The 20,392-nt window shown below is 39.9% G+C and carries 20 protein-coding genes; 8 read left to right on the top strand and 12 right to left on the bottom strand.

The features are described from left to right. Positions 1-49: 49 nt before the first annotated feature. Positions 50-1,102, top strand: coding sequence for a selenide, water dikinase SelD (selD, locus tag H0185_RS04535; RefSeq protein ID WP_221871605.1), 1,053 nt, complete (start codon positions 50-52; stop codon positions 1,100-1,102). A 133-nt stretch (positions 1,103-1,235) separates the two neighbouring features. On the opposite strand, the gene H0185_RS04530 is transcribed toward selD, so the two are convergent. From H0185_RS04530 to H0185_RS04510, 5 genes are all read right to left on the bottom strand, one after another. Then, positions 1,236-2,048 carry a YitT family protein gene (locus tag H0185_RS04530; RefSeq protein WP_221871603.1) on the bottom strand — a complete coding sequence of 271 codons (813 nt, stop codon included), beginning with the start codon at positions 2,046-2,048 and terminating at the stop codon, positions 1,236-1,238. Positions 2,049-2,198: 150 nt separating this feature from the next. Continuing rightward, positions 2,199-3,146, bottom strand: a complete 948-nt coding sequence (locus H0185_RS04525) for an NAD-dependent epimerase/dehydratase family protein (protein ID WP_221871601.1) — start codon at positions 3,144-3,146, stop codon at positions 2,199-2,201. Between the two features lie 75 nt (positions 3,147-3,221). Beyond that, positions 3,222-4,412 (bottom strand): glycine C-acetyltransferase, encoded by a 1,191-nt coding sequence (locus tag H0185_RS04520; protein WP_221871599.1) that lies wholly within the window; start codon positions 4,410-4,412, stop codon positions 3,222-3,224. A gap of 145 nt (positions 4,413-4,557) precedes the next feature. After that, positions 4,558-5,295 carry a CDP-diacylglycerol--serine O-phosphatidyltransferase gene (gene pssA, locus H0185_RS04515; RefSeq protein WP_221871597.1) on the bottom strand — a complete coding sequence of 246 codons (738 nt, stop codon included), beginning with the start codon at positions 5,293-5,295 and terminating at the stop codon, positions 4,558-4,560. 212 nt (positions 5,296-5,507) lie between these two features. After that, positions 5,508-5,795 carry an AbrB/MazE/SpoVT family DNA-binding domain-containing protein gene (locus H0185_RS04510; RefSeq protein ID WP_221871596.1) on the bottom strand — a complete coding sequence of 96 codons (288 nt, stop codon included), beginning with the start codon at positions 5,793-5,795 and terminating at the stop codon, positions 5,508-5,510. Positions 5,796-5,985: 190 nt separating this feature from the next. Here H0185_RS04510 and H0185_RS04505 point away from each other — a divergent pair, with 190 nt between their 5' ends. From H0185_RS04505 to H0185_RS23915, 5 genes are all read left to right on the top strand, one after another. After that, positions 5,986-7,536, top strand: coding sequence for an ABC-F family ATP-binding cassette domain-containing protein (locus H0185_RS04505; protein WP_221871595.1), 1,551 nt, complete (start codon positions 5,986-5,988; stop codon positions 7,534-7,536). A gap of 222 nt (positions 7,537-7,758) precedes the next feature. Beyond that, entirely contained in the window at positions 7,759-8,649 is an 891-nt protein-coding gene (locus tag H0185_RS04500; RefSeq protein WP_221871594.1) for a putative selenate ABC transporter substrate-binding protein, read from the top strand. Between the two features lie 10 nt (positions 8,650-8,659). Next, positions 8,660-9,412, top strand: coding sequence for a phosphonate ABC transporter ATP-binding protein (phnC, locus tag H0185_RS04495; protein WP_221871592.1), 753 nt, complete (start codon positions 8,660-8,662; stop codon positions 9,410-9,412). A gap of 2 nt (positions 9,413-9,414) precedes the next feature. Beyond that, on the top strand, positions 9,415-10,203 hold the full coding sequence (locus tag H0185_RS23920) for a PhnE/PtxC family ABC transporter permease (RefSeq protein WP_246629001.1): 789 nt from the start codon (positions 9,415-9,417) through the stop codon (positions 10,201-10,203). Further along, the gene (locus tag H0185_RS23915) at positions 10,200-11,036 is read left to right on the top strand and encodes a PhnE/PtxC family ABC transporter permease (protein ID WP_246629000.1); all 837 of its coding nucleotides are present in this window, start codon (positions 10,200-10,202) and stop codon (positions 11,034-11,036) included. The genes H0185_RS23920 and H0185_RS23915 overlap by 4 nt, the downstream gene beginning before the upstream one ends. Positions 11,037-11,210: 174 nt before the next feature. Here the strand turns inward: H0185_RS23915 and H0185_RS04485 are convergent, their stop codons facing one another. The 4 genes from H0185_RS04485 to H0185_RS04470 form a co-directional block, all read right to left on the bottom strand. Continuing rightward, positions 11,211-11,738 (bottom strand): nitroreductase family protein, encoded by a 528-nt coding sequence (locus tag H0185_RS04485; protein WP_221871590.1) that lies wholly within the window; start codon positions 11,736-11,738, stop codon positions 11,211-11,213. A gap of 176 nt (positions 11,739-11,914) precedes the next feature. Then, positions 11,915-12,454, bottom strand: a complete 540-nt coding sequence (locus H0185_RS04480) for an HD domain-containing protein (protein ID WP_221871588.1) — start codon at positions 12,452-12,454, stop codon at positions 11,915-11,917. A 755-nt stretch (positions 12,455-13,209) separates the two neighbouring features. Beyond that, positions 13,210-13,926 carry a 3-ketoacyl-ACP reductase gene (locus H0185_RS04475; protein ID WP_221871586.1) on the bottom strand — a complete coding sequence of 239 codons (717 nt, stop codon included), beginning with the start codon at positions 13,924-13,926 and terminating at the stop codon, positions 13,210-13,212. Positions 13,927-14,056: 130 nt separating this feature from the next. Then, entirely contained in the window at positions 14,057-14,956 is a 900-nt protein-coding gene (locus H0185_RS04470) for a carbon-nitrogen hydrolase family protein (RefSeq protein ID WP_221871584.1), read from the bottom strand. A gap of 543 nt (positions 14,957-15,499) precedes the next feature. On the opposite strand from H0185_RS04470, the gene H0185_RS04465 reads away from it, so the two are divergent. Further along, positions 15,500-15,802, top strand: coding sequence for a hypothetical protein (locus tag H0185_RS04465; RefSeq protein WP_221871582.1), 303 nt, complete (start codon positions 15,500-15,502; stop codon positions 15,800-15,802). 119 nt (positions 15,803-15,921) lie between these two features. On the opposite strand, the gene H0185_RS04460 is transcribed toward H0185_RS04465, so the two are convergent. Both H0185_RS04460 and H0185_RS04455 read right to left on the bottom strand, forming a co-directional pair. Beyond that, entirely contained in the window at positions 15,922-17,283 is a 1,362-nt protein-coding gene (locus tag H0185_RS04460; protein WP_221871580.1) for an aspartate kinase, read from the bottom strand. A 157-nt stretch (positions 17,284-17,440) separates the two neighbouring features. Then, positions 17,441-18,061 (bottom strand): NUDIX hydrolase, encoded by a 621-nt coding sequence (locus H0185_RS04455; protein ID WP_221871898.1) that lies wholly within the window; start codon positions 18,059-18,061, stop codon positions 17,441-17,443. A gap of 173 nt (positions 18,062-18,234) precedes the next feature. Between H0185_RS04455 and H0185_RS04450 the strand changes: the two genes are divergently transcribed. Then, the gene (locus H0185_RS04450; protein WP_221871578.1) at positions 18,235-19,026 is read left to right on the top strand and encodes an HAD family hydrolase; all 792 of its coding nucleotides are present in this window, start codon (positions 18,235-18,237) and stop codon (positions 19,024-19,026) included. Between the two features lie 41 nt (positions 19,027-19,067). On the opposite strand, the gene H0185_RS04445 is transcribed toward H0185_RS04450, so the two are convergent. Continuing rightward, the gene (locus H0185_RS04445; protein ID WP_221871577.1) at positions 19,068-20,228 is read right to left on the bottom strand and encodes a lactate 2-monooxygenase; all 1,161 of its coding nucleotides are present in this window, start codon (positions 20,226-20,228) and stop codon (positions 19,068-19,070) included. Positions 20,229-20,392: the final 164 nt, after the last annotated feature.

The raw sequence follows: 20,392 nt of genomic DNA, 5'->3' as shown, positions 1-20,392 counted from the left end.
TGATTTTTAAAATAAGCTTCGGTATACTAGAGACTGGAGGTGTTCAGTTTTGAGTGAACAAGAAAAAATACGTCTAACAACCTTGTCCTCTAAAGCAGGCTGAGGCTGCAAAATCAGTCCTGAGGACTTGACGCAAGTGTTGCGTCTATTACCCAAGCAAGAACCAGTTCCTGAATTATTAGTTGGCAATGAAACCGCGGATGACGCGGGAGTGTACAAGTTAACAGATTCCATTGCCTTGATCCAAACGGTAGATTATTTCACTCCTGTGGTGGATGACCCATATATGTTTGGCCAAATTGCGGCAGCAAACTCATTAAGTGATGTTTATGCGATGGGCGGCGAACCGAAAACCGTTCTAAATATCGTGGGATATCCAGTTAAAAAATTAGGACCTGATATTTTGGCTGAAATTATGCGTGGTGCTGCTGACAAAGTCAAGGAAGCGGGCGCGATTACGATTGGTGGTCACTCTGTTGATGACCAAGAGCCAAAGTTCGGGTTATCTGTTACTGGAATTGCTCATCCAGATGCCATTTGGAAAAATGTCGGGGCCAAACCTGGTGATGTTTTAGTTTTAACAAAACCGCTAGGTGTCGGAATTCTAACAACAGGAATTAAACGAAATAGCGTCACCCCTGAACAGGAACAAGCTGTTACTGAAACGATGGCACTCTTAAACAAATCAGCAGCTGAAGCCTTAAAACCATTTCATCCTAGCGCAGTAACAGATGTAACTGGTTTTGGATTACTTGGACATGGGAGCGAAGTGGCTCGGGGAAGCGATGTTACCATTGAAATCTCCTTATCAAAAGTACCAGTACTAGATGGAACGTTTGAACTAGCTGCAAAAGGTGTTGTACCTGGTGGATCGAAATCAAATCACAAATGGCTCGAAAATGATGTAACTTACGAACATATCACTGAGTCAGAACAACTTGTGCTTTGCGATGCGATTACTTCGGGAGGCTTACTTGTTGCGCTTTCTGCAGAAGAAGCCGGTCCCTATGTAGAGGCAGTACATAAGGCAGGTTTATCTTCAGCAGCAATCGTTGGTCAGGTAATGCCAAAAACCGATAAGCTAATCACAGTTGTAAGATAAAATGGTAAAACAAAACGAAAAGAAAGCAGTTTGCCTTAGGCACACTGCTTTCTTTTTAAGTTTGCTTGATTTAATTCAGCAAAAAATAGCTCTCCTTAGTTAAAACCAGCGTTAAGTTAGTAACATTTTCGATTTAGACTCGCGGTTTATGGAACAATCCCATGACTTCCACGGTTTCGGTAATATTCACAAATGCAGAAGAATCGATTTCTGAAATTAACGTTTTCACAACGCCTAATTCATAGCGGGATATAACGGTCATGAGGATCTTACGCTTTTCATTCGTGAATCCACCCATGCCATCAAAAACGGTTACCCCACGATAAATATTTCCAAGTAAATGTTCCCGCATTTCTTCGCCTTTTTGGGTAACAATCATTAAGGTTAATTTCTCATGATGAGTGTAAACAGCATCTACGACTTTGCCTGTTACAAAAATAGAAACCATTGTGTACAAGGCCGTATCCCAATTGAAAAGCAGACCACTTATCAAAATAATCGCTGCATTCATCATCGTTAACATCGTTCCAATTGGAAAGTCTTTTTTTCTCGCGATTAGCATTCCAATTACATCTAATCCACCTGATGAACCTTGACAACGAAAGATAATCCCAATTCCAATCCCTGCTACAACTCCACCAAAAATCGAAGACAAAATAATGTCATGTGCCATCGTAATAACCGGAACGGTATAAAGCCCAATAGAAATCACCGTTACAGACAGGATGGTATGGATAATAAATTTTCTTCCTAGTTTCAAATATCCCAGTATCAATAATGGTAAATTTAAAAGGAAGTTTACAATCCCTGTATTAATCGGCGTTAAAATACCGAAAATCATCGAGATACCTGATAACCCACTGCTTAAGATCTCGTGTGGAATTAAAAATAAGTTGAATGCCATTGCAACAATGACTGAACCAAAGATGATTCCAAGGATTTGCATGTATTTTCCTCCTGTCCTTCTAGCTACCTATTTAGAGGATACATAAGCAAATCCTATCATGTAAACTTAATAGTTTTTTATAATTATTTAAACTTATCTGTCGATTCTTTCGTGACACTAAAGAATTATGTTTGGCATCGATTTCGATGCTCAAAGGAGTTTATTTGATAGTTTCATAATCATATCCTTTGTCATTTCGTCTAAATTAAACTTCGGATTAAAGCCCCACTCTTCTTTTGCTGCAGTTGCATCTATTTGATTGGGCCAACTTTCAGCAATCTGCTGACGCATGGGGTCAACCTCGTATTTTATCGTAAAATCTGGAAGTTCTTTTTGGATTGCACTTGCCACATCTTCTGGAGCGACACTCATTGCCGTGACATTAAAGGCATTCCGATGCTTTAATTTTCCTCCATCTGTTTCCATTAATAGAATCATTGCCTCAAGAGCATCAGGCATATACATCATATCTAAATAGGTTCCCTTCGCAATGTATGAAGTATAGGTTCTGTGCTTGATGGCTTCATAATAAATCTCAACGGCGTAATCTGTCGTTCCTCCGCCTGGCGGTGTTTGATAGGAAATTAACCCTGGAAACCGTAAACCTCTTGTATCCACACCATAACGATGAAAGTAATAGTCTGCTAATAACTCCCCCGCTACCTTATTCACCCCATACATCGTTGTTGGGCGTTGAATAGTATCTTGAGGAGTTCCTTCCTTCGGTGTACTCGGTCCGAATGCACCAATTGAGCTAGGTGCAAAAAACTGGGCACCTAGCTCCTTTGCTGTTTCAAGAGCATTCAGGAGGCCCCCCATATTTAAATTCCAAGCAAACACTGGGTTGTTTTCCGCTGTAGCTGACAACAAGGCTGCCAGGTGGATAATACTATCTGCACGGAATTTTCTTCCTACTTCTACCATTGTTTTCCCGTCTAACACATCTAAAATTTGAAAAGGGCCATCTGTAGTTGTTTTACTTTCATCAGATTTAATATCTGTTGCCAAGACATTTTCCGTCCCATATAGGTCTCTAAGATGTAAAGTCAGTTCTGAACCGATTTGACCAAGAGCGCCGGTAATCATAATTCGTTTCATTGAATAGCTTACCTCCAATTCAACACACGAAGCTAAGATATCCTATTCAATTCACCTAGAATGGGATTATTTTTATCAGATGATTCCGAACTCTTTCCCGACTTTTTCGTAAACGGCAAGTGCCTCATCCACCATTTTCTTTGTATGAGCAGCAGTGGGCATATTCCGCACTCGTCCAGTCCCCTTCGGAACGGTAGGAAAAACAATTGATTTTGCGTAGACTCCTTCCTCATATAACCGTCTACTAAATGCTTGGGTCAGGGTTTCGTTCCCAATGATGCAGGGCGTAATCGGGGTTTCGCTGGCTCCGATATTAAACCCTAGTTTTGATAACCCTGCTTTTAAATAATCCGCATTTTCCCATAACTGTTTATTCAATTCAGTGCTCTTACCTAACAGTTCTATTGCCCGAATTGATGCTGCAACATCGGCTGGGGTAAGGGAAGTTGAAAATAAGAATGGTCGACTCCGAACTTTTAACCACTCAATTAACTCTCGTTTTCCCGCTACATAGCCACCAACCACCCCGATAGCTTTCGATAAGGTACCAATTTGAAAATCAATTCTATCAGATAACCCAAAATGTTTTACTGTCCCTGCACCATCCCCAAGAACACCTGAACCATGCGCATCGTCAACATAAGTAATTAACCCTAATTCCTCTGCGATGTTTACAATCTCTGGTAATCTCGCAAGATCTCCGTCCATGGAAAAAACACCATCTGTAATGACCATAATTTTTTTATATTTTCCCGAAGAAATTGCTTGTTGGGCTTTGGCTCGTAAATCCTGCATGTTTGAATGAGCAAAAGTGATGACCTTCGCCTTTGAAAGTCGGCACCCGTCAATGATGGAAGCGTGGTTTAATTCATCCGAGAGAATCGCATCTTGCTGATCCATCACCGCAGATATGGCGGCCATATTGCAATTAAAACCAGATTGATAAGCGATTGCAGCCTCAGTTTGTTTAAAATCCGCAAGCTTTTCCTCAAGTTCAAGATGAAGGTCAAACGTGCCATTGATCGTTCTTACAGCACCGGCACCCACACCATAAGTTCCTATCGCTTTGATGGCTGCTTCTTTTAAGCGTGAATCCGTAGCTAACCCTAAATAATTATTGGAGGATAAGTTGATAAGCACCTTCCCATTAATCGTAATAACAGGTCCATTCGCACCTTCTAAAGGTTCAATTGTGTTATATAGACCTTTTCCTTTTAACTCGTTTAGATTTTCTATAAGAAATTCCTGCAAAGCTTTACTCGTCATCTTTACTCCCCCTTCTTACCATTTTTTATGTCATTCAAAGATAAACTTCACGTTATTTTATTTTCAAGGTGTTGCGAATTGACCTTTCTTATAGAAAAAAGAAGGAAACTTTTACGTCTCCTTCTTCTCTAATCATTATATGCTTTTACTTTTTCCGTAATTTCCATTTAAACCTTTTCGGCAGCTTTCTTCTCCTAATCGGAAACCTTGGTTCTTTTTCTTTAAAGAAGCGAACAACAACGAACAGAATGTATGTTGCAAGTGCTACATAGAAATAGACCGGTACCTGTTCAAATCGTGTTTTTGCAAATAAATAGACCATATAAAATAGAAACAATGTAATGAGGACGCTGTATTTAGGCAAGCCGATTTTTTTAAAACTAGGAATTCTCATCCTGCTCACCATTAGAATGGCTAATAAATAAAAGATAATAGCAAATATCAACACAGGTATGGTTTTACTAAACAACACTAAAAAGGTGACAATTCCTCCAGCTAATGTAATTGGAATTCCCATAAAGAATTTTAATGACTCCGATTGATCCGTGATATTAAACCTTGCAAGTCTGTAGGCTCCAAACAACGGAAATAAACCTGCAAACACAATGCCCACCATGCCAAAATCACTAAAATACGTGTAGGCAACCAAAAGAGCAGGGACGACGCCGAAAGAAACAATATCGGCAAGTGAATCGAGTTCTTTCCCCATTTCATTGGAAACTCCAAGAATTCTCGCAATTCTACCGTCCACAGCATCTAACATAATTGCGATAAAAATCAGAATCGGGGCGTTTCGCATATCACCATTAATGATATAACTAATGGCTAGAAACCCGCAAAATAAGTTTCCAAAGGTGAATAAATTTGGTATGTGTTTTTTCATGTCGCACGCCTTTCTCAAGTAAGACTCTATCCCATCTTTACTTGTTATTGCCTCATTGATTGTTAAAAATAGTCATACATACTGATTAAGCCCAATCCTAATAATTTGTTCCATTTCATCCAGTATATTCAAAGGGTACTTATAAAATCATAACAAAAATAAGCGAAAAAAAATAGCAGCGTTTCGAACGCCGCATCATTTATCCAAAATGCTTACCTCGCAGGGTTCAATAAGTAGCTTTCGATTTCTTTCATCAAAAGCTCCGCTCCCTCAGGGCTAAGAACAATTTTTCCACCAGCCAGTTCTAGGTTTTTAGAACTTATTTGTCCAGTAATCATACAGGTTTTATTTGGGCAGTACTTTTGGAGAATGATGGTATCTTCATCGACAAAGATTTCAAGCGGGTCATTTTCATGAATGTCCATCTTTTTTCGCAATTCCATCGGAATAACGATCCGACCAAGTTGGTCAGTTTTACGAACAATACCTGTCGCTTTCATACTTTTCCCCTCCCTTATATCTACAATTATAGCAAAGACAGGCATATTTTTCCATCAGGACATGCACAGAACAATCAAAATAATTTTAAAAAGACTTCCAGTGAAAAGAACTTTCCGAAACGGCCAGAATTTAGTATCATCGAATAATGAGTGTATAGGATACAAATAGACAAAAGCGAGGATTCATACTATGAGTTTATTAACAGTAGATAAATTAAGTCACACTTTTGGTGACCGCACCCTTTTTAAAGATGTTTCATTCCGCCTTCTTGCTGAGGACCACGCAGGCCTTGTTGGCGCAAATGGTGTTGGAAAATCAACACTGATGAATATCATTACCAATCAGTTGATTCATGACTCTGGAAAGGTCGAGTGGACTCCTGGAACCCATTATGGCTACTTAGATCAGCATACGGTGTTAACCCCTGGAAAAAGGATTCGCGACGTTTTGAATGATGCCTTCCTTCCTCTATTTAAAAGAGAAGAAGAATTAAATGAAGTTACCGCGAAAATGGCTGATGCTTCTCCAGAAGAACTCGAGCTTTTGCTTGAAAAAATGGCTGAGATTCAGGATGAACTTGATGCTGGTGGTTTCTATACTTTAGATATGAAGGTAGAAGAAGCAGCGCGTGGTCTTGGGATTGATGCGATTGGACTTGACCGCGATGTATCTGCGTTAAGTGGTGGACAGCGAACAAAAGTCCTTCTTGCGAAGCTATTGCTCGAGCAACCAAAAGTTCTTCTGCTTGATGAGCCCACCAACTATTTAGATGTCGAGCATATCCGGTGGTTATCGACTTATTTAAAAGAATATCCATACGCTTTCCTTTTGATTTCACATGATACCGAATTTATGAACTCTGTATCAAACGTCATCTTCCATCTAGAATTTTCAAAGCTTTCTCGCTACACAGCAACGTATGAAAAGTTCTTAGAGCTCGCCGAAATCAATAAGAACCAACATATCAACGCTTATGAAAAGCAAAAGGAATTCATTAAAAAGCAAGAAGACTTTATTGCAAAAAATAAAGCGCGGTACTCTACCACTGGTCGAGCAAAAAGCCGCCAGAAACAATTAGACCGTATGGAACGAATTGATCGCCCGGAGACTGCGGTGAAGCCCACCTTTGAATTCAAAGAGTCCCGTAGTTCTAGCCGTTATGTTTTTGAAGGCAAGGATGTTGAAATCGGGTACACCCACCCACTTCTCCCTAAATTGACCATGACCATTGAGCGCGGGGAGAAAATTGCTCTCGTGGGGATGAACGGAGTCGGAAAATCCACCTTGCTTAAAACAATTCTCGGAAAGATTCCTGCTCTTAGTGGGAAAATTGAGCGCGGCGATTTTCTCTATCCTTCCTATTTTGAACAAGAAGTCAAAGCCAAAGACATCACTCCGATTGAAGATGTATGGAATGCTTATCCCAGCCTTGACCAACACCAGGTCAGAGCAGCACTTGCTCGTTGTGGGTTAAAGAACGAACATATCTCTCGCCCGCTCAATCAGTTAAGCGGTGGCGAGCAAGCGAAGGTCCGCCTCTGTAAGCTTATGATGGAAGAAAGCAACTGGCTGCTATTTGATGAGCCGACCAACCATTTAGACGTGACCGCAAAAGCAGAGCTGAAAAAGGCCATGAAAGAATTCAAAGGAACCATTATCCTCGTTAGCCATGAACCTGATTTTTATGAGGATTGGGTAACAAAAGTTTGGAACGTCGAAGAATGGGCTGAAAAAGCTTAAATAGAGTGCCAATGACAGAAAAAGCCCTAAACATTAGGGCTTTTTTGCTCTCTATTCCTTTGTTAAGTTATTATTTTTAGAAAAAAGTGATAAGTTCCCTATGTAAACTGTATTCAAAAAATCAATACATAAATATCTAATCCATCGATTTTATGAATTGTAAGCATACTAGTATTCAATGGTATAGTGGAGAAGGAATTTTTTAGACAAGGAGACTACAAGATGAAAAAACAACTAGCACTTCTATTAGGAATCATGATGGTCCTTTTCCTCGCAGCCTGTGGCAATTCAGAGGATGATGCAGTTGAATCTGACAAAAGTTCAGAATCAGCAGAAGTTGAAACAATTAAAATCGGGATGATTCCCGACCAAAATACAGCGGACCTCAACCGCAGTATGGATGATTTTGCAGCTGACCTAGCTGAAAAAACAGGGTTTGAAGTAGAATTTGTTCCATCCGTTGATTATGCAGCACTTGTAACAGCATTTGAAAGAGGCGAAATTCAATTAGCTTGGTTTGGTGGGTTAACTGGCGTACAAGCTAGAAACCTTGTCCCAGAAGCCGAAGCCATTGCACAGCGCCCAGTCGATGAAAAATTCGAATCTGTCTTTATTGCTCAAGCAGATTTAGAGATTAGTTCATTAGAAGAGCTTAAGGGAAAAACCTTTACATTTGGGAGCGAGAGCTCAACTTCTGGACATTTAATGCCTCGTTATTTTATGATGGAAGCTGGGATTGACGCTAATAAAGATCTGGATGGCACTCCAAACTATTCTGGATCACACGATAAAACTTATAAATTAGTTGAATCAGGTGCATACCAAACCGGTGCTCTTAATATCTCTGTTTGGGAAGCGGCAGTCGAAGAAGGAAAAGTGGATACTAGCAAAGTAAAGGTTTTCTATACCACTCCACATTATTATGATTACAACTGGACAGTTAATAAGATGGATGAAGATACGAAAGCAAAGTTGAAGGAAGCGATTCTTTCAATGAAACCTGGTGACAATGAAGTCATGGACCTTCTTTCTACAGACCAATTTATTGAAACAAAGAACGAAAACTACTCAGCCATTGAAAAAGTGGCAAAAGAACTAGAGATTATCAAGTAGGTGACACAGCGTGTCTAATCAAAACATATTAGAAATCAATCAAATATCGAAAAATTATGAGCGGAAGATAGCCTTATCTTCCCTTTCTTTTATTGTCGAAAAAGGTGAATTGATCGCTTTAATCGGTCCAAGCGGCGCAGGTAAAACGACTTTGCTGAATTTACTTGCAACCATTCTCCAGCCAGACAGCGGTGAAGTAATTGTGGACGGGAAACCCATTACCCAATACGCTGATCAAAAAAAGCGCGCAAAGAAAATCGGGATTATCCGCCAGCAATTTGATTTGGTCGGACAACTAGCCGTCATTCATAATGTGCTTGCTGGTCGTTTGGCGGATTGGGGCTTTTTTAAATCACTTTTCAGTTTGTTTATTCCACAAGAAAAACAAGTAGCCATGAAAGCACTAGAGCGGGTCGGACTTCCTGATAAGGCATATGAACGCACTTCAAACCTTTCAGGCGGTGAACAACAGCGGGTCGCGCTCGCAAGATTGCTCATGCAAAAACCTGAGATAATCCTCGCTGATGAACCAGTGGCATCTCTTGACCCAGCAAGAGCAGATGACATTCTCGATATGTTAACGAAAATAGCGAAGGAAGAACATCAAACCGTTATTGCCAGCCTTCATTCTGTTGAGTATGCCCGTAAGTATTTTACAAGGCTGATTGCCCTTAAAAACGGTGAACTCTTCTTTGACCTTCCGGCTGAACACGTGACCGACGAACAACTCCAGGACCTTTATCAGCTAAAGGAGCTGAAGTAACGATGCTCTCCTTTGATCTTCATAAAAGAAAGGTTCTCACCCTTTTTCTGCTTCTTTTATTTGCATGGAGTTTATTTGGGGTAAATTGGCAAGAAGGGGTTATGCATTCAAGTGGGATTGGGCCTGCTGCTGAAATCTTTGCAGCGATGTTTACTCCGGATTTATCCTTGGATATCCTCATACTTGCTATAGAATCCTCCTGGCTTACACTAGCCTATGCGACCGCTGGGATGAGTCTCGCCCTGATTCTTGCTTTAATTATTGGGATACTTGCTTCTGGGGTGTTGGCTTCAGGGAAACGGTCCCGAACCTATATGAAAGGGTCCTTCCGTGGGGTCCTTGGATTCATGCGAGCAATTCATGAACTTGTGTGGGCTTGGCTATTCGTTGCTTCCTTTGGACTTTCCCCCTATGCAGCAATTTTTGCTCTTGCAATTCCATATGGCGGCATTCTCGGTCGTATTTTTGCAGACATGATCAATGATGTTCCTGAGGAGCCCATTCTGGCACTAAAAGCTACTGGAGCATCTAGGCTTCAATGTCTCTTTTATGGGTATCTTCCGAGCGTTAAAAACAGTATGATTAGCTACACGATGTACCGCTATGAATGTGCAGTCCGATCTTCCGCAATCATGAGTTTTGTCGGATTAGGTGGATTAGGCTATCAAATTCAACTGTCATTAAATGACCTTCATTATGATGAAGTATGGACTTTTATTTATTTCCTCATCATCTTAGTTATTTTGATTGATGGCTGGAGTAATATGCTTAGAAAGAGGATGCAGCTATGAAGAAACGAAAATTTACATTCCTTACCTTTTCCTTCTATGCCTTCCTCCTTTTAATCGCCGCTTCTTGGTATTTTGTCATCGGGGTAAAAAATGCAAGCTTTTTGGAGTTGTTTTCGAAAGAAAATGTAGCTTATGCGAGTAAGTTTTTTAAAGGGTTATTTGGTGTTGGGCAAGAAGAGATTGCTTTTTTGAATCGAGACAGCTGGTCTTACGCTTTTACACTAACGATAGAGACCTTGCAAATGAGCATTATGGCCATTGGCTTTTCAACCATCGTTATGTTTTTAACAGTCATCCCTGCTGCGCGCAATGTTGCAGATGGAACCTTAACATTGTCAAGGAAGTGGTATCGTTGGGTTGTATTCGGTTTGATTCGAATCAGTTATATTTTCAGCCGAGCAATTCCGGAACTTGTTTGGGCAATGATCATTATCTTTATTTTTAAACCAGGAATCCTCCCTGGTGCGATTGCCTTAGCACTTCATAACTTCGGGATTTTAGGGAAGTTGTGTGCAGAAGTTATTGAGGATACAGACTCGCGACCAATTCGTAACCTAGCCTCCGCAGGCGCTGGGCGAGCACAAATTCTTATGTACGGTGTGTTACCGACCGTTCTACCGCAATTCTTGACCTATATCCTGTACCGCTGGGAGGTTATCATGCGAACGACCATCGTTGTCGGATTCGTTGGTGCCGGCGGCCTTGGGCAAGAATTCAAACTAAGCATGAGCTTTTTCCATTACACAGAAATAACGCTGTTATTAATCTGTTACCTTATTTTAGTCATTATCGCAGATTTCATTTCAGAGAAATCAAGATTCTTTGTAAAATAATAGGATAAGTAAGAAGCGCCCTGTTAGCGGTATATAGATTAGAGCTCTCATAATGAGATAATGTCCTTTTAAGGCTTTGCAGATAAAACTGACGGATGAACATTCTTATCCTATAAGTTTTATATTTTGAATAAAAGTGGAGATGAATATAAAAATTCATCTCCACTTTTTTGTTTATTTCTTAAAATTTTCATAATAGACGACTGTATCTCGAGAGAGCAGCTCCTTCGCTTCCGGTTCCTTCTCTGGATACCCAACACCCAAAATAGCTACCACTCGACGATCCTCAGGAATGCCAAGAGCTTCTCGAACATGATCTTCGCGTACCTTGGACTCGTTAGCATCTTCAGCATGGTAAACCGCACCAAAGGCGGCCCCTAATCCTACTTCTACTGCCTCAAGCCAAATAAACCCACAAGCAATCGAGGTATCCTGCAGCCAATATTTGCTAATCTCAGGTCTGCCTAATACAACAATTGCAGCTGATGAATTTTCTAGCCATTGAACATAAGGAGTTGTTTTTGACAAGTGATGAAGCATTTCTTGATTCGTAACAAGAACGAGCTCCTTTGAAGGTAAGTTATTCCCTGTTGGCGCTAAGTATCCTGCATCCAATAGCAGTTCCAATTCATTTTGCGGAACTTTTTTCATCTGGAATTGAGTAATCTCTCGCCTTTTTTGAATCGCATCAAAAACGTTCATGTGCATTCCCTCCATATAGATTGTTACCCTTAAAATACACCTAATCTGATAGGAATACAATTCAATATTTTCAATTAATCAGTTTATTTCACGATAGCCTTCCTACGAATATAACTACATTTGCTTAAAGAGTTTAACGACAAAATAAAAAACGAGCTACCGATATGCTCGTTTTTTTACTTCGTCAATCTTTTCTTTTCAAAACTTTGTAGTTCCTCATCAATCATTTTGTCTAGCCTTATGATACTCTCTCTCGCCCGCTCCTTATTTATCGTTCTATAATGGTGCGCACCACCTTCTTCCTCATCTTTCTCATCCGCCCATTTGACAATCTTTTGTAAAGGTGTTCTCTCGATATCATTTGAAGGCAAAAAGGAATCTGTATGAAATAAAATCGCCAACGCAATGGTTTTGGCTTGAATCGGATTCTCACCTAAACGAATCAAAAGCTTATGGGCCCTTTCCGCTCCCTTGATTGGGTGAATATCGTTTTGTCTATACAATTCATAATCCCACTTTCCGTTTCGATACCATGTGAAATGACCAATATCATGCAAAAATCCAGCTTTCGTGGCAATATCAACATCTTCATGATATTGTTTCGCAAAATGGAAGGCATGGTACGCAACAGCAATGGCATGGGCAAAGCCTGAACGTTTAACATATTTCTGTGTAATATGGTGTTCAAATATATCTAAAAGCGTTACATCACGCATCTATTTTTCCTCCTTTGTTGATAGCTTTTCATAAAATACTTCTTGTTATTTACCATTTGAGGATTAGAGGGTTCTGTTCTTCCTTCTTAGTGGTTCTTTATATTGAAATAATCCTTGTCTTTTTTAGATGATTTTTGTGAGGATAACACAATATAGTATTCTTCACAAGAGTTTTGTGAGAAAAGGTGCCAATTATCAGAAATTGGCAGACTACAACGGTTTTTATTAGAGGATGCTCTTCCTACTAGTTTATTAACAAGAATTAAGAAACGTCATAAAGATCCATTCAGTTTAATAAAAAAGGCCACCCTTATGGTTGAAGGTAGCTATCTTCGCTCAATTTCACAATCCAGGTTTTTTTACCTTTTGCTCTCTTTTGTTTTTTCATTCAAAAAAGGGTGGCAAACAATCCACATCCTGTTATCCACATTTCTAAAAACTTATTCACAAACCACTCTTATCCACAAGGTCTTTTGTCCTATTTTGGAGTTATCCACAGAACAAGATATAATGGTGTTGTTATACTCAATAAAGAACAATTGTATACTAGGAAAATATGCATTCACCTCTGTATTAGTTACATCCCCTAACTGTTTCAAGTGATATTTAGTACCTGCTCCTATCACCTAAAATTCAGTGTCCATCTCAGATGGACAAAGTGTACAAACTCCGCATCCTGCCTCCCCTCCCCTATCGATATCATTTTTAGACAATAAAAAAACTGCCATACATACACGTATGACAGCTCTCCTTGCTTATGGATTAGTCGACCAAAGACCAACTGATTTTACAAACACTCGAGGATGTAGCTTAAGCTGAGCCACAATCATTTCTGCGAGGTCTTCAGCCTGCATGACTTTTTCGGTATTTTCACCAACTAAATTATTTTCAACGGCCAAATCTGTTGCAACGGTACTCGGTGTTATTGCTGTGACACGAATATTATGCTTTCTCACTTCCATCAATAAGGATTCAGTAAGGCCAAGCACAGCAAACTTTGATGCACTATAAGCACTTGTCACTGGTGCTCCCTTTTGTCCTGCAGTTGAGGAGATATTAATAATATCGCCTGTCCTTCTTTCTATCATTTCAGGTAGGACTGCTCTCGTTACATAATATGTACCCATTAAATTGACCTTAATGATCTGCTCCCACTCTGAAGGTTCTAATTCAAGAAACCCACCAAATTTGGCAATTCCCGCATTGTTAATTAAGATATCAATCGGACCCAACTCTGATTTAATATGCTCAACAGCATGCTGAACAGATTCAATATCCGCCACATCTGCAGCCGCCCCGGATACATTCACACCAAAAGCTTCCAGTTCTTCCGTCACTTTTTCTAAGTTGGTGAGAGTTCTTCCTAAGAGCCCAATGTTTACACCTTCTCGTGCAAGGGCAATGGCTGCTGCACGACCAATTCCTCTTCCACCTCCAGTAATAATCGCTGTTTTACCTTTTAACTCCTGCATACCTCTTCTCCTTCCCTATTTCCTTCAAGGAAATAGCTAAGATAATATTGAACTGACTAAGTTCAACAAAAGATAGTTTACACCAACAAAAGAAAAAGACCAACAAAGTTGGTCCGACATCGCTACAAAGTTACTCATTCCAAGAAATGTCCCTAGCACTAACTCTCTCTTCCTTCTCCCAATCAGTGTATAAATCCGTTCGGCGGTCACGCCAGGTAGTAACGGAGCCACGTTCACGTACCTCATACAAAAGATTAAGGTCAAGATCAGCTGTAACCACCATATCATGATTTAACTCCCCTTCGACCATCAGTCCTTTTGGTGGAAACGGAATATCATTTGGAGTAATCACGGCTGCCTGCCCGAAATTCGCTCTCATAAAATCAACTGTCGGCAAACTTCCTACAGTGCCTGTTAGAACAACATAAATCTGGTTCTCAATTGCACGAGCGTGACTAGTGTAACGTACCCGATGAAAACCATGACGCTCATCTGTACACGATGGGCAGAAAATCACATCGGCACCCTTCACTTTGGCCATTCGGACAATTTCTGGAAACTCTATATCATAACAAGTCAACATCGCTATTCGACCTTTATCCGTATCAAACACTCTAAAGCTATCACCTGCGGACATATTCCACTCCTGTATTTCACTAGGAGTAATATGCAATTTAGCCTGCTCCTCAATTCGTCCATTTGGATAAAAAAGGTGAGCTACATTGTAAAGCTTCCCGTAACGTGAAATGATGTGGGTCCCACCAATAATGTGCATACCTGTTTTTATCGCAAAAGATTGAAAAAGATCTAAATATTGGTCAGTAAATCCGGGTAATTCATTAATTGTCAGACTCGTTTCAAGCTCACTGCCAATGGAAAGCAGTTGAGTTGTAAAAAACTCGGGAAACAAAACAAACTCGGACCCATATTCTTGAGCGGTTTTGATGTAATGCTCACATTGGGCCGCAAATTCTTCAAACGCCTTAATGGTATGAAGATGATATTGAACCGCTGAAACTCTCATTTTCATACGATAATCCCCCCAAGCTTATAGAAAATTAAATTGGCACAAGAAAAAAACATCGACAATCATTATATAGCATCCTTCTATGAATGGATACCGTTTGACTAAAATAATTGAAATGTACATAACTCACTTTAAAAAAACGACAAAAAGTTTAGTCTGAATGAGTTTTTCCTATGTCACTAGAATACATGACATTCATTTAGGCATGAAGTATAACATTTATAGCAGGAATATAGCAATCACCTAGTAACTGCTAAAATATGTATAGCTAAGTTTCTATTAACGCTTAAACGAAAGATAAACCACCATAATTAGAAAAGATTCGCAACAAAGATGTCTAAACCTGGTTGTGTTTTCATAGAAACCTGTCACTTTGTGCGCTTACCCAAGAAATATTCTAACTTAGCTAAACGTTTAAAATAAAACAGAATAAATTTTGGCTAGTTTATCTACATACAACAGTCTGGGGTAAGAAAAAATGTACTACCTGACCGGTACAAGCATATAGTCTAGTAGAGTAATTTTCTTAAATGGGAGGTAAAGTTGGTGAGGACGTTAATTCCATTGGGGTTATTTATAGTGTTGTTTTTAGGGGTTATTCAGTTAACCTTAAATGAAGTCATGAAATTTCCTTCTGAGGATGCCGTAACGGTTTCATCTTTAAAAGCAGATGGTGATAGGCCTCTCCAGGATATTCCTACCTTAGAAATGTTCCTCGTGAGTCAAGATGAAGTCGATGGGGAAATCGTGGAAACCTACCGCGAATATGAGGTTTATTATGATAAAAATGGCGAGATAGAAAAAAAGGAACCAACATCCCATTACGAGTATATCCGTTACAAACAGTAGATTTTCATGATACCTACAAATAAAAAAACACTGACTTCCCTAAATTGAAACAGGAAGTCAGTGTTTTTTTATATAAAAATTAACTATTGATTATTCTTACAGGTATTCGCTTGTGGCAATTAAGCAATAACACTAGCAAAAAATTCGTTATATAGTGCTTGGACCGCTTTCTTTTCGTCCGATTCCTTTACGCCAAACATCATGCTGACTTCAGAAGAACCCTGATTGATCATTTCAATATTTACCCCAATATTCGAGAGAGCTTTTGCTGCTCTAGACATCGTCCCAACATTGCAGCGCATCCCTTCGCCTACAACCATGATCAAACTAAGATTATGCTGAATTTTAACCTCATCTGCTTCAAGTTCTGTTTTAATGCGTTTTAACATATCTTGTTCAAACGTAAGGTTCATTTGGTCTTGTCGCAAAATAATGGAGATATCATCAATCCCCGATGGCAAATGTTCATAGGACAACTCATATTCTTCTAAAATCTGAAGGAGTTTTCGTCCAAATCCTATTTCTCGGTTCATTAAGTATTTACTCACATAGATACTGCAAAAGCCTTTATCGCTTGCAATTCCAACAACCGGTCCATTTTGATTTTCACGTTTGCTAACAATCCTTGTTCCCTGTGCTTCTGGATTATTTGTGTTCCGAACATGTACCGGGATTCCCGCATGAAAGGCTGGCATCAAGGCTTCATCATGGAACACAGAAAAGCCTGCATAGGAAAGCTCACGCATTTCACGATAAGTTAACTCTCGGATTTCCTTTGGATTGGTAACAATACCTGGGTTGACAGAACAAACTGCATCAACATCCGTGAAATTTTCATAAACATCCGCTTTGACACCATTCGCTAAAATCGAGCCGGTAATATCCGAGCCACTTCGTGAAAAGGTCACAACATCCCCTGCTTTTGTATAACCAAAGAAGCCAGGGATCACTAAAATACCGGGTTTTGTCCGCAATTCATATAAATGATCATACGTTTCAGGTAGTACCTGCGCATGACCAGGCTCATCACTTACAAGGAGTCCAGCATCCTTAGGATTTACATAATGTGCTTCAACCCCGCGTGATTGAAAATAGGCTGCAATCAATTTCGCATTATTGTCCTCGCCACTCGCTTTTATGGACTCCATAAATCGCTCATGACTCTTCGATCGGTCTGCTAATAATTTTAACAAATCATCCGTAATAATCTCGATGATTTCGTTGTCTAAACCAAGATCTGCGGCAATGTCGGTATATCTTTGAATGACGGCGTCAAAAAATTCGCCCCCATTCCCTGTTTCTACTACATGTTCTGCACATGCAATAAGAAGGTCAGTTACTTTAATGTCTTCCGAATACCTTTTCCCTGGAGCAGAAACGACCACTACTTTTCGATCTTTGTCTGAGACAACAATATTAAATACCTTTTCAACCTGTTGACCGGAGGCTAAAGATGAGCCTCCGAATTTAACGACTTTCATTTTCCATCCTCCGCTATCGTTTTGTTTTTCATTATCCCTTGTTCATCCGTGAGATGCAAGAATTTTCTCTTTTGTTTGAAGAATTACTTTACTAGGAGAATATTTCTCTCAGAAAAGATCTAAACGACTAGAGAGGCGTGATCATAATGCATGAAAACTATTCTGTTGCTGTTAACTCCAGAAAATGTGTAAGAATTCGGGCCGTTAGTCCCCAAATTACATTTCCATCATACTGATAGAAAAGTTCATCCACATGTCTTGTTTGCCAGTTATAGTTTTCGCCCCCGACGATTAAGTCAAAAGGGAATCCATCTTCTGGTTGAACTTCAAAATTAATTTTATATCGTTCTGGTTCTGTTTGTCTTAGGTAGGATAGCGGCACAGTAAAGGTATTGCCTACTTCATCTGGATTTGGGCGCAGTTTATGGATGTCATCTATAAAACCCACAAATGGATAGATAACGGTACCAAAAGCAGACACTAAGTAATCAAGGGGAATCACATTTGAGATATCACTCTCACAAATCCCAAGCTCTTCAGTCGTTTCGCGGATGGCGCAATGCATTTCAGTTGGATCTTTATCATCCATTTTCCCACCTGGAAAGCACACTTCATTTGGTTGTCTCCGCATATGGCTAGCCCTTACCTCAAATAAGACATGGGTTTCTCCATCTTTTTCAACTAGTGGCAAAAGGACGGAAACTCGAAAGAAATCTTCTTCGCCGAGAATTTTTGGTTTTCTGCCTTTTAGCTTGTTAAAAATAGTTTCAGCTTCCATCATTTTATCACCTCTTTAAAACAGTTTATTTCTTTATTATACAACGAAACATTGCTGAGCATGATTTTTATCGAGTAGGTTGTGAATAATATCCTCATGAGACTTATAGTATTTGTCTGGATTTTTGTTTAAAGGTAGAATAGAGAGAAACAAGGATAGTAAGGAGATATTAGATGAACTCATACCAAATTTTATTTCTAGATATCGATGGGACAATCCTTCGCCCTGATCACACCATTGAAGATTCAACGAAGGATGCGATTCTACAAGTGCAAGAAAAAGGTCTCGTGACTGTTCTTGCGACAGGGAGACCTGTCCATGAAATTAGGGAGCTTGGAGAGGAATTAAACATTCACTCCTATATTGGCTACAATGGAGCATTGGCTATTTATCAAAACGAAGAAGTGTTCGTCGAAACTATACAGGCTGAGAGCGTCCAAGCAATCCTTGATGTCGCTACACAGCATAGGCACGAACTTGTTTTATATACCAAGGACACAAATTATTTTACTACGCTTGATACCCCTAACGTAGAATCGTTTATTAAAACATTTGACTTGAAAAATAATAAACTCTTTACACAAGAAATCATGAATCAAATTCTCGGAATCACGGTTATGACCAATGGGGAAAACGACCACCTTCTATATGCTCTTGAAGATGGGTTCCACTTTTCACAAGTGAATGTAAACGGAATGCGCCATTGTTTCGATGTTATTCGAGATAAAGTGAATAAAGGCGTTGGCATTGAATATTTGTTGAAATCACTTAAAATCCCTAAGGAAGCCTCGATTGCTTTTGGGGATGGCATGAATGATAAAGAGATGCTTAGTTCAGTTGGTGAGGGGTTTGCGATGGGAAACGCTCACGAAAATCTCTTTCAATATGCGAAACATAGGACTACTTCAGTAACACAATCCGGGATCTATAATGGGTTAAAATCACTAGGGTTAATAAAAGAATAAAAGCATCATGGCAGCCATACGATAATGGCTGCCATTTTTATCTATCGTTCTACCCTTTTTAAAAGAGATTTGTCTAATTCCCTAATTGACTTTTTACCCGCTAATGCCATCGTTAAATCAAGGTCTGCAATGAGGTTTCGTAACACTTGGTTTACCCCGGCATCACCAGCAAGTGCTAGTCCGTATATATACGGTCTTCCTACCAAAACAGCCTTTGCTCCTAGCGCCAGTGCTTTAACAATATCGGCTCCTCTTCGAATCCCGCTATCCATCAACACCGGAATTTCACCGTTTACAACGTCAATAATCTCGGGCAAAGCATCAATGGCGGCAATAGCACCATCCACCTGACGTCCACCATGATTACTAACAATGATCCCATCCACACCATGTTCTAACGCTAGCTTCGCATCGTCTGGATGAAGGATTCCTTTTAATAAAATAGGGAGTGAAGTATGCATCTTGATAAACTGAAGATCATCCCAAGTTAAGCTTGGATTGCCGAACACCTGTGACCAATAGGTCACAGCACCCACTAAGTCTTCATGAGGTGGTTTTTCAAGTCTCGAGCAAAAAACAGGATCTTCAAGGTAGTTTCCAATTCCCTGCCCCATTAGAAATGGGAGATAAGCATTTTCAATATCCTTTTCGCGCCATGCCATCATCGGGGTATCAAGCGTAATAACGATGGCATCATAACCTGCTTTCTCAGCACGTTGCACCATTGAAGCGGCAATTTCGCGATCAGAACTCCAATAAAGCTGAAACCATTTTACTGATTCATCTGCCGTTGCAGCAGCTACCTTTTCTAGACTATGGGTCGATGCAGTACTTGAGATAAATGGAACGCCCATCGAAGTAGCCGCCCTTGCTGATGCAATCTCGCCTTCAGGATGAACGATCGATTGAACACCAACTGGAGCACAAAGAATTGGATAAGGAATGGTCTTTCCAAATAATTCGACACTTAAGTCTCTCTTTCTAGTGTCACAGAGCATTCGTGGGACAATTTTCCAAGAATGGAAGCCTTCACGATTTGCTCGTGCGGTTTCTTCCCCACCAGCCGAAGCCGCCACATAATAATATGGAGATTCATCAAGTTTTTCTTTAGCAGCCTGTTCCAATTCTTCATATGAAACAGGGACTACTGCTTTTTCCTGTTCCTTATAGACCTTAAACTGTACTTGATTTCCGTAACTCATCGTTCCAACTCCTTCTATTATAAAGCGCTTTCACATATGTATATTAATAGAATACAGAGAGAACCCGGGTTTCGTCAACTGAATTTTCTGAAATATAGGTTTGCACTTACTCGTTTGTACAGAAATTAGGGCACCACTTTTAAAAGCTGGCACCCCTCATAGCG

This window comes from Mesobacillus maritimus (assembly GCF_019749255.1).
Classification (GTDB): domain Bacteria; phylum Bacillota; class Bacilli; order Bacillales; family Cytobacillaceae; genus Mesobacillus_B; species Mesobacillus_B maritimus_A.
This window is presented reverse-complemented; position numbering and strand designations above follow the sequence as displayed.